Origin of the sequence: Cryobacterium sp. TMT4-10 (assembly GCF_004403275.1) — a bacterium.
Taxonomy (GTDB): Bacteria; Actinomycetota; Actinomycetes; order Actinomycetales; family Microbacteriaceae; genus Cryobacterium; species Cryobacterium shii.
In genome coordinates this window covers 1-17402 of the sequence record NZ_SOGU01000098.1, presented here as the reverse complement: position 1 = coordinate 17402, position 17402 = coordinate 1, and the positions used below count along the sequence as shown (strand labels likewise).

Below are 17402 nucleotides of genomic sequence, written 5' to 3'. Positions count from 1 at the left end.
GTGTCCGCCGGGCGCCGGCTGCGCCCGGGCTGCGCCCTAGCTGCGGTCGGGCTGCGCGCCGGCTGCGCCCGGGGTGTGCCCTAGCTGCGCCCGGGGTGTGCCCTAGCTGCGGCCGCCGGGAGGGCCCAGCGTCAGCAGCACGGCCATGATCGCGGCAACAGCCACGACGAAACTGCTGATCAGCACGGCCGGACGGTTCAGCAGCCAGCGCAGCAGGGCACCCACCCAGGTGTGATCGCGCGGATCGTCCGTGGCGACGCGGCGCCAGTCGCCGTCGAGCCGGCCGGTGCGGTCCAGACGGATGTCGAACGGCACCGTCGCGTAGGGAACGATCGCCGTGATCACGGCGAGCACCATCAGCCGGATCGGCCAGCGCTGGTTCAGGCCCACCAGGACGGCGGTCAGGGCGTAGGTGATGAAGACGAAACCGTGCAGGGAGCCGAAGATCAGGAGCGGGGTGCCGCCGGCATCCGTCAGGTATTTGAGCACCATGCCGGTGATCAGGAGGGTCCAGGTCACGGCCTCGGCGATGGCGACGGTGCGGTAGAACAGGCGGGGAGACACGGGGAACACTCCTGGGGGGTGGGGAACGGGGTCGCCTCGATCTTCGCAGGATCGCGGGGCCCGGCGCATCCGCCGAAAGGATGACTCCGCAGATCGGCAAGCCAGGTCGTGTCGGCGTGGTCCGGCCCTATGCAGGCGAACGAACCCGGTGCACACTGCACCTTCATGAGCACATCGGGGAAGACACTGCAGATCGAGCTCGAAGACGTCGGGGGACGTCGTGGTGGGCAGGCGTGCTCACCATCCTGGCCTCACAGACGGGCAGCATGACCCTCCGCTCCGTCGGCCGGGTCGACGGCGAACGCCGGTACAAGAGCGACATGTTCTCGTCGACCCGCACGGTCGTGCCGACGCCGCCGGAAGAGGCCTTCGCACCCGGGACGACCAAAAGCCTGACGAAACTGCGGCGTGAGATCGAAGCGGATGGCTGGGTCGAGACCGGCCGCGGACCGCAGCCGTATGCGTTCACCTTCGTGCGGCCCGACGGCACGACAAGCGGACCGTGACCACGCGGGGCGCACGGGCCGGCCGCCCAGCCGGCTGTGCCAGTCTGGAGGAATGACGTACCTTCCCGCAGACACCCGTTACGACTCCATGCCCTACCGCCGCACGGGGCAGAGCGGCCTCAAACTGCCCGCGATCTCGCTCGGCCTCTGGCAGAACTTCGGCGGCACCGCGCCGCTGGAAACGCAGCGCGCCATCCTGCGCCGCGCCTTCGATCTGGGCGTCACCCACTTCGACCTGGCCAACAACTACGGCCCGCCCTACGGCAGCGCGGAGAGCAACTTCGGCGTGCACCTCGCGCGGGACTTCGCCCCGCACCGCGACGAACTCGTCATCTCCACCAAGGCCGGCTACGACATGTGGCCGGGGCCGTACGGCAACTTCGGCTCCCGCAAGTACCTGCTCTCAAGCCTCGACCAGTCCCTCGGCCGGATGGGCCTGGACCACGTCGACATCTTCTACTCCCACCGGGCCGACCCCGACACCCCGCTCGAGGAGACCATGGGCGCCTTGCACACGGCTGTCACGAGTGGCCGGGCCCTGTACGCCGGCATCTCGTCGTACTCGCCCGAGCGCACCCGCCAGGCGGCCGCGATCCTCGCCGAGATGGGCACACCGCTGCTGATCCACCAGCCCTCCTACTCGATGTTCAACCGCTGGGTCGAAGACGGACTGCTCGATACCCTCGACGACCTCGGCGTCGGCTGCATCGCTTTCTCCCCGCTGGCGCAGGGGCTGCTCACCGACCGGTACCTGAACGGGGTGCCGGAGGGCTCCCGCGCCTCGCAGGCCGGTTCGATGAGCCGCGACATGGTGAACGATGCGACGGTGGGGCGCATCCGTGCCCTGACCGAGATCGCGGATGCCCGCGGCCAGTCGCTCGCCCAGCTCGCCCTGTCCTGGGTGCTGCGGCGCGAAACCGTCACCTCGGCGCTCGTCGGCGCCTCCTCGGTTGCGCAGCTGGAGACCAACATCGCCGCCATCGACAACCTCGCGTTCACCGCGGGAGAGGTCACCGCGATCGACGAACACGCCGTCGACATGGGCATCAACCTGTGGGAGCCGTCCAGCGCCGTCTGATCCCGGCGCGCGCCGTCTGATCTCGCGCCGAGTTCGACGGTTCCGGTCGAGTTAGCCGGGTCTGCCGGACGAACTCGACCGGAAGTGTCGAACTCGACGGATGCCGCGGGTGTAGAGGCGCCCGCGCGGACGCACAGGCGTGCGGACGCGCAGGACGCGACGGGCTCGCGGGGGCGGCAACCCCGCGGCGCAGCAGCGGGCAGCCGGGTAAGCCGCCGGGAGCCCCGGACGACTTGCGAGAGTTCCCGTTCCGGTCGAGAGTGACCCTCGGAACGGGCACTCTCGACCGGAACGGGAACTCTCGGGTTGACGGATGCAGCGGCCGCACGACGCGAGAGCCGGCGTCGAGTAACGGCGCCGAGCGGATGCTGCTAGGCGGTGACGAGCATCCGTTTGATCACGGAGCTGAAGAAGGTGAGCCCGTCCGTGCCGCTGCGCATGGCGTCATCGGTGTCGGGGCCGAAGCCGGGCTCGACGGCGTGCTCGGGGTGCGGCATCAGGCCGACGACGTTGCCGCGCTTGTTGCTGATGCCGGCGATGTCGTTGAGGGACCCGTTCGGGTTCATGCCGACGTAGCGCACGACGACGCGCTCTTCGCCCTCGAGGCGCTCCAGCGTGTCGGCTGAGGCGGTGAATCCGCCCTCGCCGTTCTTGAGCGGGATGGTGATCTCCTGGCCGGCCGCGAAGCCGCCGGTCCAGTCGGTGAAGGTGTTCTCGACCCGCAGCTGCTGGTCGCGGCAGATGAACAGGCCGTGGTCGTTGCGGATCAGCCCGCCCTCGAGCAGGTGCGCCTCGGCGAGCATCTGGAAGCCGTTGCAGATGCCGAGTACGGGCATCCCCTTGTTGGCGGCGTCGATGACCTCGGCCATGATCGGCGAGAGGCTGGCGATGGCGCCACAGCGCAGGTAGTCGCCGTAGCTGAAGCCGCCGGGCAGCACCAGCGCGTCGACGCCGTGCAGGTCGTGCTCGCCGTGCCAGAGGGCGACGGCCTCGGCGCCGGCGAGGCGGATCGCGCGCTGCGCGTCGCGGTCGTCGAGCGAGCCGGGGAAGGTGACGACGCCGATGCGCATCAGTGCGTCTCTCCGGCGGGCGCCTCCAGCACGTGGATGCCAACGACATCCTCGATCACGGAGTTGGAGAGCACTGTGTCGGCCAGTTCCCGCACCTCGGCGAGAACGGCGTCATCGACGTGACCCTCGACGGTGATCTCGAACCGCTTGCCCAGGCGGACACTGGTGAAGCGGGTCTTGCCGAGGCGACCGAGGGCGCCGGCGACGGCCTTCCCCTGCGGGTCGAGCAGCTCGGCCTTGGGCATGACTTCTACGACGATTGTTGGCATGGCTCACTCCGGAGACGTCGGGGGGGTGGATTCCACGATTCTACAGGCCGACCCCCGCGCCGCCGCGCGAGCCGCCGAGACCGCCGGCGACGCTGCCGCCGAACCCGTTCGCGGGTGTCGCGCCGAGCCCGCTCTGCCCCAGCAGCACGCCCCGCAGCACGTCGCGGATCGCCGCGATGCCCTCGAACGTCTCGACGAAGCTGGTGCTGAGGGGGGACAGCCCGATCCGGAGGCCGTCGGGGGAGCGGAAATCGGGGATCACGTCGTGCTCCCACAAGATGCGGGTGACCTGGCCCATGGCCGGGTGGGTCACCGTGACGTGGCCGCCGCGGTGGGTGTGCTCGCGGGGCGAGGCGAGGGTGACGCCCAGCGGGGCCAGCCAGGCGTCGACGAGGGTGACCGCGAACTCGGTCAGCGCCACTGACTTCGCCCGCACCTGCTCGATGCCGGCCTCCTCGATCATCGCGATCGTGTCCTGCATGGCCAGCATCCCGACGATGGGCGGGGTTCCGCTCATGAAACGACGGATGCCGGCGGCCGGCACATACCCGGGGCCCATCGTGAAGACATCCTTCGTTCCCATCCAGCCCTGGATCGGCTGCGTGAGCACGTCCTGCAGGTCTCGGCGAACATAGCCGAACGCCGGGGCGCCCGGGCCTCCGTTGAGGTACTTGTAGGAGCAGCCGACGGCCAGGTCGACGTCGCAGAGGTCGAGTTCGACCGCCACGGAGCCGACCGAGTGGCTGAGATCCCAGAGCACGAGCCCGCCCACGGCGTGCACCACCTCGGTGATCTGGCGCATGTCGGCGAGGAAACCCGAGCGGTAGGCGACATGGCTCAGCAGCACGAGGGCGGTCTGCGGGCCCACCGCCTGCCGCACCTGCTCGACCGTGACACCGCTGGCGGGATCGGAGTGGATCCAGTGCAGGGTGAGGCCGCGTTCGGCGGCGATGCCCTCGAGCAGGTAGCGGTCGGTCGGGAAGTTGTCGGTGTCGAGCACGATCTCGGTGCGCACCGGGTCGACGTCGATGCGGCGGTAGTCCACCGCGGCGCGAGCCAGCTTGTAGAGCAGCACGGTGGTGGAATCGCCCACGAAGACCTGGCCGGGGCCCGCGCCGAGCGCGGCGCGGCCGAGGTCGTCGCCGATCTTCAGGGGCAGGTCCATCCACTCCTCGTCCCAGCCGCGGATCAGTCGGGTGCCCCAGTCGTGGGTGAGGAAATCGGCGATGCGGGCCACGCTGGCCCGGGTCGGCCGGCCGAGGGAGTTGCCGTCGAGGTAGGCGAACGGGTTCGGGGACGCATCGGCCGTGGACCCTGTCTCGATCCCGACGAACTGCCGCCGGTAGTGGCCGAGGCCGTCGATGCGGTCCATCCGGCGGGCGAAGGCGAGGTGGGCGTCCTGGCCGCCGAGTCCGAGGGACGAGCTGTCGGTGCTGGGTGTCATCTGGATTCCTCGAGTTCGAGCGGATCGGTGCGCCGTGCTGGCAGTATCCCACCCGCGCGGGGTGGCCCGCCACGGGTGCCGCCCGGGTGGGCACTGAGCCTACAGGCCCGGGTGGGCTGCCCCGCCGACGGACCGTTCCGGTCGAGAGTGGCCGTTCCGCCGGTCACTCTCGACCGGAACGGGCTCGGTGACATCGGTGGCTTCGATGGGCTTCGGTGGCTTCGGCGGCTTCGGCGGCATCGGCGGCCCGCGCGGTGCACAGCCAGGCGCTGAAGGCGGCCGGGTCGTCGGGGCGCTCGCCGCGCAGCAGGGTGACGAGGCGGCCGGGGTCGGCCGGCGCCGGACCGTGTCGCTCGGGACCGGGCCGTCCCGGGGCGCGCAGCACGTTCCGAAAACGACCGAGGTGCTCGGCCGTCAGCGCGCGGATCACGTCGTCACCGGTCAGCCCCGCAGCCAGCAGCGCGTCGATCTCCCGGCGGTTGAGCCCCACCGGCAGCGGTCCGTTGCCGAGGTCCGTGCCGTAGAGCACCTGGCCGCCCGCCCGGTGGAACCGGCGCAGATTGTCGACGGCTCGGTCGAAGTCGTCGTCGGGTTCGCCGTACCCGTGGATGTCGAGGGTGCTGATCCACGTCATCCGGCCGGCCATGGCCGCGAGCAGGGCGTCGTCCAACCGCTCGGTGAACGGCGTGTGCGCCAGCGCGTCCACCCCGCCGCGGAAGGCCCGGAGGGCCTGCCCGGCCCCCTCGGCGTGGGCCGCGACCGGCATCTCGTGCTCGTGGGCGCGGGCGACGATGGCCGAGAGCAGACCGTCGGACAGCACCGGCCCGGCCGCCGAGTTGAGCGTGACCTTGATCACGGATGCCCCGAGCACGAGTTGGGCGTCGACGACGACCGCGGCATCCGTCGCCCGGGCCACCAAACGGATGCTGCCGGCTGGCGCCCAGGACCGCCCGCTCGGGTAGCCGCCCGGCGCGGCCAGAAACTGTCCCGCGAACACGGCCTCCGGCAGCCCCGCTCGCCCTTCCGCCGAGTTCGCCGCTTGCGGTCGAGTTCGACTGGCACGCGGGTCGAACTCGACCGGAACCGGCGAACTCGGCGAGCCCTGCGGCTCCTGCGGCTCCCCGGACTCGCGCGAACCCGGCGACTCCGGCCCGCTCGGGGTCCAGCCGCCCAAGTCGAGCACCCGCGCGATCCCGCCCGCGGTGAGCGGGGCCGGGTCGATCAGCGCCAGGTGCACGTGAGCGTCCAGGAAGCCGGGGAGCACGGTCGCGGCGGCCGGCCCGCGGGGCGCGGCCCGGGTCATCCGTGCCTCACGTTCCGAGCTCGGTGCGCACGGCGAAGAGCTCGGGGAAGAAGGTCAGCTCGAGCGCCTTCTGCAGGAAGGCGGCGCCGCTCGACCCGCCGGTGCCGGTTTTCATGCCGATGATGCGTTGCACGGTCTTGAGGTGGCGGAAGCGCCAGAGCTGGAAGTTGTCCTCGAGGTCGACGAGTTCTTCGCAGGCCTCGTAGGCGCCCCAGTGCTCGGTGGAGTTCTCGTAGATGCCGCGGAACGTCGTGACGAGTTCCGGATGCAGCACCCAGGCCTCGGTGACGTCCCGCTCCAGCACGGCGGCGGGGATGGAGAAGCCCTGGCGGTGCAGGTAGCGCAGGAACTCGTCGTAGATGCTCGGAGCCGCGAGCATCTCGGACAGGTGCGCGTGCGCATCCGGGTCGCTCTCGAACACGCTGAGCATGCGCCGGTTCTTGTTGCCGAGCGCGAACTCGACGGCCCGGTATTGGTAGGACTGGAAGCCGGAGGAGTTTCCCAGGAAGTGCCGGAACTCGGCGTACTCGCTCGGGGTGAGGGTGGCCAGCACCGACCACTGCTCGGTCAGGGTGCGCTGGATGTGCTTGACCCGGGCGATGCACTTGAGCGCCGGGGCGATCTGGTCCCGGCGCAGGAACGCGGTCGCGGCGCGCAGCTCGTGCAGCACCAGCTTGAGCCAGAGCTCGGTCGTCTGGTGCTGGATGATGAAGAGCAGCTCGTCGTGGTGCTCGGGGGTGCTGACCGGCTTCTGGGCGCCCAGCAGGGTGTCCAGGTCCAGATAGGAGCCGTAGCTCATCCGTTCCCGGAAATCGGTGACGATCTCGGGGTCGAACTCCCGGGTGTTCTTTTCGACCGGCATGGTGCTCCGTTCCGTTCGTGGGCTGACTGCATTCTGGGGGACTGCCCGGACAGGCGCAACATCTCGGCACCCGACCGAGGGTCGTGGAGGAATCCCTCCGCGACGCCAAGGTTCGGGTCCTAGAATCAACTCCATGACTTCGTCCGAATCGACCCCGCAGGACGGGGCCCAGCCGAGACGGCGAGATGCCCGACAGAACCGTGAACGTCTGATCGTCGAGGCTCGGGCGCTGATCGCCGTGAACGGCGTCGACGCGTCCCTGGAGGAAATCGCCCGCCGCGCCGACGTGGGCGTGGCCACGCTCTACCGCAACTTCCCGACCCGCGACGACCTGGTGCGGGCCCTGCACGATCTCGCTCTGGCCGAACTGGCCACCGTGCGTGACGAGATCGCCGCCGCCCCCACGGCCTGGGCCGGCATCGTCGTCTACACCGAGCGCGTCGCGGAATGGCTCGTCGCCGACCCGTCGCTCCCACCCATCCTCAGGCGGATGGAGACGATCGACCCGAGCGTCGGCAAGGGCACCGCGTTCCAGGGCGTCATCACCTCCCTGGTCGCGCAGGCGAAGAAGGACGGCGACCTTCGGCCGGACGTAGACGCCGTCGACCTGGCCGTGCTGGTCACAATGGTGGGCTCGCTGGGCCTGCTCGGCGGCGCCTACAGCGGCCAGTGGCGGCGGCAACTGTCCGTCGTCCTCGACGGACTGCGCTCGCCCGACCGCGACCGGCCCAGGCTGCCGGGGCGTCCGCTGCGGTCGCGCGAATTCCAGGCGGCCGTGCACGGCCTGTCCCGGCGGGCCACCCGCGCTGCGTCGCGCGGCAACGCGGCCGGACCGTCCGGACCGGCTGGATCCGCCGGACCGGCCGGGCCCGGGGCCTAGATGAAGGCCGCGACCGTCTACGACGTCGCCGCCCATGCGGGGGTGTCGATCGCGACGGTCTCACGGGTGCTCCGTCGTCCGGGTGATGTACGCGCATCCACCAGGGCCCGCGTGCTGGCATCGGTGCAGGAGCTGGGCTACGTGCCGAGTGCCAGCGCCCGCAGCCTGGCCGCGCGCCGCACCGGCGTGCTCGGACTGTTCTTCCCGAGCATCGACGACGAGGAGAACCAGGCCGAGGCCGTCTTCGAGCAGGACACCCAGGTGCAGCTGGTCGTGGACATCCCCGACACCGGAGAGGTGCGCCCGCCGAACCTCTACTTCGACGAGGTGCTGCGCGGGAGCGAACGTGAGGCCTGGCGGCACGGCTTCGCCCTGATGGTCGGCGTCGGCCGCGGTTCGAACCCGGCCGCAATGGTCAACGACATCGCCGGCCGGGTCGACGGGATGGCGGTGCTCGCGCGCAGCGTTCCGGACGAACTGCTCGACCACGTCTCCCGGCGCATCCCGGTGGTGCTGATCGCCGGGCCGCGTCGCGGCGACGATTACGACCACGTCAGCGTGAGCAACACCGAGGGCATGCGCGCCCTGACGGGGCACCTGCTCGATCGGCACGGGGTGAGGGACCCGGTGTACGTCGCAGGTCCGGCGGACTCGCCCGACGACGCCGAGCGGCACCTGGGCTTCCGGCAGGCCCTCGAGGCGGCCGGCATCGACCCGGCCGCGCTGCCGGTGCTGCGCGGCAACTTCTCCCGGGTGCAGGCGCGAGCCGTCGCCGAGGAACTCCTCGCGGCCGGGACGCTGCCGCGGGCACTGGTCTGCGGCAACGACCAGATGGCCCTGGGCCTGCTGGACGTGTTCGGCCCGGCGGGCGTGCGAGTGCCCGTGGACGTGATCGTGACCGGGTTCGACGGGATCGACGCCGGCCGCCTCTCGACCCCGCGCCTGACCACGGTGCACCAGCCGATGGGGGACCTGGGCCGCGCCGCGGTGAGGGCCATGCTCAGCCGGCTCGAGCACCCGGACCAGCCGCCGATCACCTCCCGCCTCCCCGTCAAGGTGCTGCTGCGGGAAAGTTCAGAGGGCGCGTCCGCCTGAGCCGGGATCCCGGGTGAGCCCTGGCCCGCGCGCCTTCGCCCACCTCGCCCGCCCGCGTGCCCGAACCCCAGCCGCGGGCGTGAACCAATTCGACGGAGATTTTGCCGGAATCAGGCTGAAACAGCCCGATTCCGGGTTTTTGGAGCAGTATCTCCGTCGAATTGGTTAGGGGCCGGGGGAAGCGGGGCGGGGGCCGCCGGAGGGCGCGGGGATTCGGGCGTCCGGGCATCCGTTTGCGCGTCTCAACAGCACAATGGATATTTTTCTTGCGTCCAGCGAATGTAAGCGCATACAGTAGAGGCATCGCCTCAGGTATTCCCGTTCGGTAGCGATACCGGCCTCGCTGCCGTATAGGTCAACGACGACACAAAGGATTTCAAGAGCAATGAAGCAATTGAGAGGGCACATCCTACGAATGGCCTTCGCCGTGGTGGGCGTGACCGCACTGCTGGCTACCAGCGCGTGCAGCATGAACGTCAAAAATCAAGCGAGCGGCCCCAGCGACGGGTCCCTGCTCGTCGCGGCCGACAACGGCTCTCCCACGTTCGAGAAGAACTTCAACCCGTTCTCCACGAGCAAGCGCGTCGCCACCACCTATATGTACGAACCGCTGCGGGTCACCAACACGCTCGACGGCACCGCGACCCCGTTCCTCGCCACCGGCAACACCCTGCCGGACGCCAAGACCGTCGTCTACGACATCCGTACCGGTGTGAAGTGGTCCGACGGCACGGCCTTCACCCCGGCCGACGTGCTCTACACGTTCAACCTCGTCAAGGCGACTCCCGCCCTCGACACCTGGGGCGTCTGGCAGCACATCGAGAGCCTCGAGGTCGTCGGCGACACCGTCGTCTTCCACCTCAAGACGGAGGATGTTCCCGCCGCCTCCATCATCGACCAGCAGCTGATCGTTCCCGAGCACATCTGGAAAGACGTGAAGGACCCGGTCACCTGGAAGAACGAGAAGCCCGTCACCACCGGCCCGTTCGTGCTGGACACCTTCACCGCCAACCAGTACACGCTCAAGAAGAACGTGGACTACTGGCAGGCCGACAAGGTCGCCGTGGAGAAGCTCGTGCTCCCCGCCGCCAACAGCCAGCTCGACGTCGTCAAGAACGGCTACGACTGGGCCTACGCGTTCATCACGGATGTCGAGGGCACCTGGGTCAACGCCGACAAGCAGCACAACAAGTACTGGTTCCCCCCGGGCGGCACGATCACCCTGTCCCCGAACCTGACCAGGGCGCCGTACAACGACGTGAACTTCCGCCAGGGCCTGAGCCTGGCGCTCGACCGGGAGAAGATCGCCACGGATGCCGAACAGGGTTACGTGGATGCCGCCGGCCAGTCCGGACTCCTGCTCCCGAACCAGGAAGCGTGGCTGAACGCCGACCTTCCCAACGAAGGAGTCGTGGCGCAGGACAAGACGGCCGCACTGGCTGCCTTCGCGAAGGCCGGCTACACCCAGCAGGGCGACAAGATGGTCGACGCCAGCGGCACGCAGTTGAGCATCAACATCCTCACCGCCAACGGCTACACCGACTGGCTCCAGGGCCTGCAGACCGTGCAGTCCCAGCTCGGCGCGCTCGGCATCGACGTCAAGCTCAGCCAGCCGCAGCCGGCCGCCTACACCGAGGCGCTCAGCAAGGGTGACTTCGATATCGCCATGAACAGCTTCGGCGGCACCGGCAGCGTCTTCCAGGACATGAACACGCTCCTGAACAGCGAATTCGCCACCCCGATCGGCACCGGCACCACCGGCAACTACGGTCGCTTCAGCGACCCGAAGGTGGACGCCCTGCTGGCCCAGCTCAAGGCCTCGACCGACGAGACCGAACAGAAGGCCATCTCCGCCCAGCTGCAGACCGTGCTCTACGAGCAGCTGCCCGTGATCAGCATGTTCTACGGCGGTCTCTGGGGCCTCTCCAGCGACAAGAACTTCACCAACTGGCCCAGTGAGAAGAACGCCTACGCTCCGCCGAACACGTGGAACTCGACCCCGCTGCTCATCCTCACGAATCTGAAGAAGGCGAAGTAACCAACCATCGCCCCGCGAGCGCGGGTGGGTGCCCCTGGGGGGACTCGCCCGCGCTCCTCTCCCTGGTGCATTTCCCGGTTTGAAATGCCGACTCAGACTCGAAAGGAACGACCCGTGCGCTACACGCTGAGCAAGGTCGGCCTGCTGCTGCTCACCCTGTGGGCGGCCGTCACGCTGAACTTCCTCCTCCCGCGGCTCATGCCCGGCTCCCCGGCGGACGCCGCCATCGCCAAACTCGCCCAGAACGGCCCGGTCAGTCCCTCGACCCGCGCCGCCATCGAGGCCCAGCTGGGCGTGCCAACGGGCAGCGCCTGGGACCAGTACCTGCAATACCTGAACAATGTGGTGCACTTCGACTTCGGCGTCTCGTACACCTTCTTCCCGCAGAGCGTCGCGAGCCTCGTGGCAACCGCCTTGCCGTGGACGCTGGTGCTCGTCGGGTTCGTTACCATCGTCGCCTTCATCTTCGGCACCCTGCTCGGCGTCCTCGCCGCCTGGAAGCGTGGCAGCTGGCTCGACACCCTGCCCACCGTCGGCGGCACCTTCGCCAGCGCGTTCCCGTACTTCTGGACGGCCCTGCTGCTGCTCTTCTTCCTCGGCTATGTGGCGGGCTGGTTCCCGACCTCCGGGGCCTACAGCAGCTCGGCGACGCCCGACTTCTCGGTCGCGTTCCTGCTGGATGCGCTCTACCACTCGATCCTGCCGGCCACCACGATCCTGATCACCTCTCTCGGCGGCTGGATCCTGGGCATGCGCAGCACCATGATCAACACGCTCGGCGACGACTACGTCACCTTCGCGGAGGCGAACGGACTGCACCCGCGCACCGTCGCCATCCGTTATGCCGCCCGCAACGCCATCCTGCCCAACCTCACCTCGTTCGGGCTCGCGCTCGGCGGCGTCGTCGGCGGATCCCTGCTCGTGGAGCGCGTCTTCAACTATCCGGGGGTCGGCTACCTGCTCTACACGGCAGTGGTCAACCAGGACTTCCCCCTCATGCAGGCCCTGTTCCTGATCATCACGATCAGTGTGCTGCTGGCCAACTTCATAGTCGACATCCTGTACGGCATTCTCGACCCGAGGACGAGACGATGACCCCCACCAGAACGATCATCCCGCCCACGTCGATCGTGAAGACGATGTCGCCGGGCGACCACGCCGGCACGGCCAACCCGCTGCGCGTTCTCTGGCGGGCCTTCGCCACCATCTGGAGCGTGCCCAAGGCCCGGATCGGCGTGGCCATGCTCGGAGTCTTCGTGCTGGTCGCGATCTTCGCCCCGCTGCTGGCGCCCTACGCCGCGACCGACAACTCCTTCGGCCGCAGCGAGGACATGAGCGCCGCGCACTGGCTCGGCACCACCGCAGCCGGCCAGGATGTGCTGTCCCAGCTCATCTACGGTGCCCGCGTCTCCGTGTTCGTCGGCTTCGTCGCCGGCCTGCTGTCCACGATCATCGCGGTGCTGATCGGATTGAGCTGGGGCTACCTGAGGGGCTTCGCCGGTGAAGTGATCAACTTCATCGTCAACCTCTTCCTCGTCATCCCGGCCCTCCCGCTGATGATCGTCATCGCCGCCTACCTGCAAAACGGCGGCATCGGCATGATCGTGCTGGTCGTCGTGATCACCGGCTGGGCCTGGGGCGCCCGGGTGCTGCGCTCGCAGACCCAGTCCCTGCGCTCCCGCGACTTCGTCACGGCCGCCATCTTCAGCGGCGAGAGCCCGTCCCGGATCGTGTTCCGGGAGATCCTGCCCAACATGACCTCGCTCATCGTCGGCAGCTTCTTCGGGGCCTCGACCGCGGCGATCCTCGCCGAAGCGGGCCTGGAGTTCCTGGGCCTGGGCGACTCGACCACGGTCAGCTGGGGCACCATGCTCTTCTGGGCGCAGAACAGCAACGCCCTCCTGACCGGCCAGTGGGTGCTGCTCTTCGCCCCCGGCCTCTGCATCTCACTGCTGGCCACCTCCATGAGCCTGATCAACTTCGGCGTCGACGGGCTGAGCAATCCGCGCCTCCGAGAAGGAGCAAAACGATGAGTCTCGTCAGCGTGCAGGGCCTGTTCGTGGTCTACGAACCGCAGGGTGCCCTTCCGGTTCCCGCGGTGCGGAACGTCTCCTTCGACCTCGAGCAGGGCGACTTCGTCGGCCTGGTGGGCGAGTCCGGGTCGGGAAAATCGACCCTGGGCTTCGCCCTGACCGGCCTGTCCAAGCCGCCCGCGCGGGTCAGCGCCGGCAGCATCCTCTTCGACGGTGTCGACATCGCCGGCATGACACCGGCCCAGCTGCGCGTGCAGCGGCACGGCGGCTTCGCCATGGTGCTGCAGTCGGGGATGAACGCGCTGAACCCGGTGCGCAGCATCCGTGACCATTTCTTCGACATCTTCACCGCCCACGGCCACGTGTCCAAAATTGACCGCGAGGCTCGGGCGATCGAGCTGGTCGGCAAGGTCGAACTGCCCGCGAGCGTGCTCGACCGGTTCTCCGGCGAGCTGAGCGGCGGGATGCGCCAGCGCGTCTCGATCGCGCTGGCCCTCTCCCTGGAACCGCGCCTGATGGTCTTCGACGAGCCGACGACGGCCCTCGACGTGCTCGTGCAGCACGCCGTGATGGACACCATCCGGGAGCTGCAGAAGTCCGAGAAGTTCACGGCCGTGCTGATCAGCCACGACCTGGGCATGGTGCTCGAGGTGACCGAACGGGTGATGGTCATGCACGACGGGCTCGTCGTGGAGGACGCGCTCGCCGCCGAGATCCTGGCCGCGCCGCAGCATCCGTACACCCGGATGCTGCTCAGCCACTACGGCGATCCGCGTGCGGCCGTCGTGGAGGTGCCCGGGCTGGCGGCCCGCGGCGGGGACCGGGCAACGGATGTCGCGGTCGCCGCGGCCGGGAACGCCCCGGTCACCGTGACCGGCGACACGCTCGACACGCCCGCCGCGCCCGCTGCGCCGCCGGCTTCGACCGTGCGCCGCCGGGAAGGCCGCGCCGCCCGCGAAGCCATCGTGGTGACCAATGTGTCGAAGATCTACCAGCGGCCCAGCCGCGGCGAAGAGCCCGTCTGCGCGGTCAACAACGTGTCGTTCACCCTCGAACCCGGGGCGTCGATGGCGCTGGTGGGGGCGAGCGGCAGCGGCAAGAGCACCATCGCCAAGCTGATCACCGGGGTGGAGCGTCCGACCAGCGGCAGCATCACCTTCGGCGACCTGCAGATCGACACGATCAAGCGGCGGCAGCTCAAGCGGCTGCACACCGAGGTGCAGATGGTGTTCCAGGACCCGTACGCGGCGCTCAACCCGCTGCACACGGTGGAGTACATCCTGACCCGGCCGATCCTGAACTTCTCCAGGCTGCGCGGTCGCGACGCCCGGGCCCGCGTGCTCGAACTGCTCGAGACCGTGGGGCTGACCCCGGTCGAGCAGTTCGCCGCCCGGCTGCCGCACCAGCTCTCCGGCGGGCAGCGCCAGCGCGTGGTGATCGCCCGGGCGCTGGCCAGCGACCCGCAGGTGATCATCGCCGACGAGCCGGTCTCGATGCTCGACGTGTCGCTGCGGGCCGGGGTGCTCGCGCTGCTCGACAGCCTGCGCGAGACCTGGGGCGTGAGTATGCTCTACATCACTCACGACCTGCTCAGCGCCCGCCTGGTCACCGACCAGATCATGGTGCTCAACAGCGGGGCGGTGGTCGAGGAGGGCCGCACGGCCGACGTGCTGCAGAACCCGCAGGACGAGTACACCATCCGGCTGCTCGAGGCCATCCCGCACCCGACCGTGGGCGGGCTGGTGCAGTCGTGAGCGTCTTCCTCGAATCGTCGGATTTCTCCGCCGCCTCGGACGCCTTCGGCGAGTACGGCCTCGCCGGGGTGGGCCGGGACGGGGTCGGCCCGTTCGGCGCGCTCCCGGTGCCGCTGACGGATGCCGTCGCGCACCTGGGCCTGGACCTCCCGGTCGGACGCCTGACCGGGTTGCGCTCCCGGCCGGTGGGGCCCAGCCGCGGAACGGTGCTGCTCGTGCCGGGTTTCACCGGTTCGAAGGAGGACTTCGGCGGTTTCCTGCCCCTGCTCGCCGCCCACGGCTGGGACGCCTGGAGCTACAGCCAGCGCGGCCAGGCGGACTCCGCGGCGCCGGTCGGCGAAGAGAACTACACCCTCGAACTCTTCGCCCGGGACGCGGTCGCCGTGGCCGCCCTGATCGGCCGCGACGGTCCGGTACACCTGCTCGGGCACAGCTTCGGCGGTGTCGTGGCCCGGGCCGCGGCCATCCGGTCGCCCCGGAGCTTCTCCGACCTCACGCTGCTCTGCTCGGGCCCGCACGGCTGGGCCGGCCGGCTGGACCGGGAGGAGACGATCATCCGTTCCCGCGGTTCTGCGGCCTGGTGGGACGAGGACAATCCGCACACGGTCGGCCGGGCCGACGCGGAGCTCACCGCCGACGAGGCCTTCCGCCGGTTGCGGATGGGGCGCACCAGCGACGACAGCCTGCTCGGCGCGGCGGAGATCCTCTCCGACCCGACCGACACCACGGCCGAGCTGCTCGGGACCGGGCTCGACGTGCTGGTCGCGCACGGCGCCGACGACCCCGCCTGGCCGCAGGAGTGGCAGCGCACCATGGCTTCCCGGCTCGATGGCACCTACGAGATCATTCCGGACGCGGCACACTCGCCGCAACGGGAGAACCCGGTCGCGACCGCGGCCGTGCTCGACCGTTTCTGGTCCCGCCGCGTCGGCTAGGGCCATCCTCGTCGGGCCGCGTGGCTCATCCGTTCATCGTTTTTCACCGCAAGTGCAACAAGGAGTTATCGTGCTGAACTTTCCCAACGGCTTCCTCTGGGGTGCCGCCACGGCCGCCCACCAGATCGAGGGCAACAACGTCAACAACGACTGGTGGGTGAAGGAGCACGCCGTCGGCACGCAGATCGTCGAGCCCAGCGGCGACGCCATGGACAGCTACCACCGGTTCGGCGAAGATATGAAGCTACTCGCCGACGCCGGCCTGAACTCCTACCGGTTCAGCATCGAGTGGAGCCGGATCGAGCCGGAGCCCGGTTTCGTCTCCCGCGCCGAGATCGACCACTACCGACGGATGGTCGACACGGCCCTCGAGTGCGGGCTCAACCCGGTCGTCACCCTGATGCACTTCACCGTGCCGCAGTGGATGTTCGAGAAGGGCTTCTGGCGCAACCCCGACGCGCCAGAGCTGTTCGCCCGGTTCACCGAACTGACCCTGCCGATCGTGGCCGACGGCGTCGACTACGTCTGCACGATCAACGAGCCCAACATCGCGGCCATGCTCGCCGGCGGGGAGAGCGCCGCCAACCTGGTGGCCTTCGGCCTGCCGCGGCCCGACCTGCAGGTGGCCGACGCGCTGCTCGCGTCGCACAAGGCCTCCCGTGAGGTGCTCGCCTCGGTGCCCGGCCTGAAGTCCGGTTGGACCGTCGCGACCCAGGCGTTCCACTCCACCGGCGAGCCCGGAGCGGACGAGAAGCTGCGCGAATACGCCTACCCGAGCGACGACTGGTACCTGGAGAACGCGCGCGGCGACGACTTCATCGGCGTGCAGGCGTACACCCGCACGTTCGTTGGCCCGGACGGCCCCCTCCCGGTTCGGGACGACGTGGAGACCACGCTCACCGGCTGGGAGTTCTTCCCGCCGGCGCTCGAACTCGGCGTGCGCGCCGCCTGGGAGCTCAGCGGGCACGTGCCGGTCATGGTCACCGAGAACGGTATCGCCACCGCGGACGACACCCGCCGGATCGACTACACGGATGGCGCCCTCCGCGGCCTGCACGCCGCGATCGAGGACGGCATCGAGGTGCTGGGCTACCTGCACTGGAGCGCCCTGGACAACTACGAGTGGGCGAGCGGGTTCCGGCCCACGTTCGGGCTGATCGCGGTGGACCGCGAGACCTTCGTGCGCACGCCCAAGCCGAGCCTGGCCTGGCTCGGCGAGGTCGCCAGGCGCAACGGGCTCGTCTAGCCGCCCGGGCGCCGGCGCTGCTGCTGGCGCTGCTGGCGCTGCTGGCGCTGCTGGCGCTGCTGGTGGCGCTGCTGCTGGCCCGGGCGCGGGAGCGGCTGCCGCCGAGCGGGCCGCCTCAGGATGCCGAGAGTCGTCATTTCGGCCGAATGTCGCCGCCCCAGCGGGTCACGTCGGCACAAACGGCGAGTCTCGGCGGCATTTCTGCGCCGAGTTCGTCCGTTCCGGTCGAGTTCGCCTGGTGCGCCGGTCGATCTCGACCGGACGTGGCGACCTCGGCGGGCGCGGCGCGGGCGCGGCGCGGGCGCGGCGCGGGCGCGGCGCGGGC

17 protein-coding genes are annotated in these 17402 nt (G+C 69.7%); 11 read left to right on the top strand and 6 right to left on the bottom strand.

Annotated features, from left to right (window positions below; translation table 11 throughout):
* Positions 1-102: 102 nt before the first annotated feature.
* Positions 103-564, bottom strand: coding sequence for a DUF3817 domain-containing protein (locus E3T42_RS15145; RefSeq protein WP_241976217.1), 462 nt, complete (start codon positions 562-564; stop codon positions 103-105).
* A gap of 233 nt (positions 565-797) precedes the next feature.
* Between E3T42_RS15145 and E3T42_RS15140 the strand changes: the two genes are divergently transcribed.
* Entirely contained in the window at positions 798-1070 is a 273-nt protein-coding gene (locus E3T42_RS15140) for a hypothetical protein (RefSeq protein WP_198416035.1), read from the top strand.
* 52 nt (positions 1071-1122) lie between these two features.
* A complete protein-coding gene (mgrA, locus tag E3T42_RS15135) occupies positions 1123-2148 on the top strand; it encodes an L-glyceraldehyde 3-phosphate reductase (protein ID WP_134366773.1) in 1026 nt (341 codons plus the stop codon).
* 371 nt (positions 2149-2519) lie between these two features.
* On the opposite strand, the gene purQ is transcribed toward mgrA, so the two are convergent.
* From purQ to kynA, 5 genes are all read right to left on the bottom strand, one after another.
* Positions 2520-3218 (bottom strand): phosphoribosylformylglycinamidine synthase subunit PurQ, encoded by a 699-nt coding sequence (purQ, locus tag E3T42_RS15130; protein WP_134403273.1) that lies wholly within the window; start codon positions 3216-3218, stop codon positions 2520-2522.
* The gene (purS, locus tag E3T42_RS15125; protein WP_134366771.1) at positions 3218-3487 is read right to left on the bottom strand and encodes a phosphoribosylformylglycinamidine synthase subunit PurS; all 270 of its coding nucleotides are present in this window, start codon (positions 3485-3487) and stop codon (positions 3218-3220) included. Before purS ends, purQ begins: the two co-directional genes overlap by 1 nt.
* Positions 3488-3527: 40 nt before the next feature.
* A complete protein-coding gene (locus E3T42_RS15120) occupies positions 3528-4931 on the bottom strand; it encodes a kynureninase (RefSeq protein WP_134366770.1) in 1404 nt (467 codons plus the stop codon).
* Between the two features lie 163 nt (positions 4932-5094).
* Positions 5095-6234 (bottom strand): amidohydrolase, encoded by a 1140-nt coding sequence (locus E3T42_RS15115; RefSeq protein ID WP_134403272.1) that lies wholly within the window; start codon positions 6232-6234, stop codon positions 5095-5097.
* 7 nt (positions 6235-6241) lie between these two features.
* Positions 6242-7096 carry a tryptophan 2,3-dioxygenase gene (gene kynA, locus E3T42_RS15110; RefSeq protein ID WP_134403271.1) on the bottom strand — a complete coding sequence of 285 codons (855 nt, stop codon included), beginning with the start codon at positions 7094-7096 and terminating at the stop codon, positions 6242-6244.
* 133 nt (positions 7097-7229) lie between these two features.
* Here kynA and E3T42_RS15105 point away from each other — a divergent pair, with 133 nt between their 5' ends.
* The 9 genes from E3T42_RS15105 to E3T42_RS17060 form a co-directional block, all read left to right on the top strand.
* Positions 7230-7976, top strand: coding sequence for a TetR/AcrR family transcriptional regulator (locus tag E3T42_RS15105; protein ID WP_160141072.1), 747 nt, complete (start codon positions 7230-7232; stop codon positions 7974-7976).
* Positions 7977-9071 (top strand): LacI family DNA-binding transcriptional regulator, encoded by a 1095-nt coding sequence (locus E3T42_RS15100; protein ID WP_134403269.1) that lies wholly within the window; start codon positions 7977-7979, stop codon positions 9069-9071.
* A 385-nt stretch (positions 9072-9456) separates the two neighbouring features.
* Entirely contained in the window at positions 9457-11109 is a 1653-nt protein-coding gene (locus E3T42_RS15095) for an ABC transporter substrate-binding protein (RefSeq protein WP_134403268.1), read from the top strand.
* Positions 11110-11223: 114 nt separating this feature from the next.
* Positions 11224-12204: an ABC transporter permease gene (locus tag E3T42_RS15090; protein WP_134366765.1), complete on the top strand. Its 981-nt coding sequence runs from the start codon at positions 11224-11226 to the stop codon at positions 12202-12204.
* Positions 12201-13142: an ABC transporter permease gene (locus tag E3T42_RS15085; protein ID WP_241976215.1), complete on the top strand. Its 942-nt coding sequence runs from the start codon at positions 12201-12203 to the stop codon at positions 13140-13142. The genes E3T42_RS15090 and E3T42_RS15085 overlap by 4 nt, the downstream gene beginning before the upstream one ends.
* Positions 13139-14896, top strand: coding sequence for an ABC transporter ATP-binding protein (locus tag E3T42_RS15080; RefSeq protein WP_134403267.1), 1758 nt, complete (start codon positions 13139-13141; stop codon positions 14894-14896). The genes E3T42_RS15085 and E3T42_RS15080 overlap by 4 nt, the downstream gene beginning before the upstream one ends.
* A complete protein-coding gene (locus E3T42_RS15075) occupies positions 14893-15831 on the top strand; it encodes an alpha/beta fold hydrolase (RefSeq protein ID WP_134403266.1) in 939 nt (312 codons plus the stop codon). Before E3T42_RS15080 ends, E3T42_RS15075 begins: the two co-directional genes overlap by 4 nt.
* A gap of 70 nt (positions 15832-15901) precedes the next feature.
* Positions 15902-17077 (top strand): glycoside hydrolase family 1 protein, encoded by a 1176-nt coding sequence (locus tag E3T42_RS15070; protein WP_134366762.1) that lies wholly within the window; start codon positions 15902-15904, stop codon positions 17075-17077.
* A gap of 62 nt (positions 17078-17139) precedes the next feature.
* On the top strand, positions 17140-17402 hold a 263-nt coding region (locus E3T42_RS17060; protein ID WP_206750370.1), incomplete at its 3' end, for a hypothetical protein.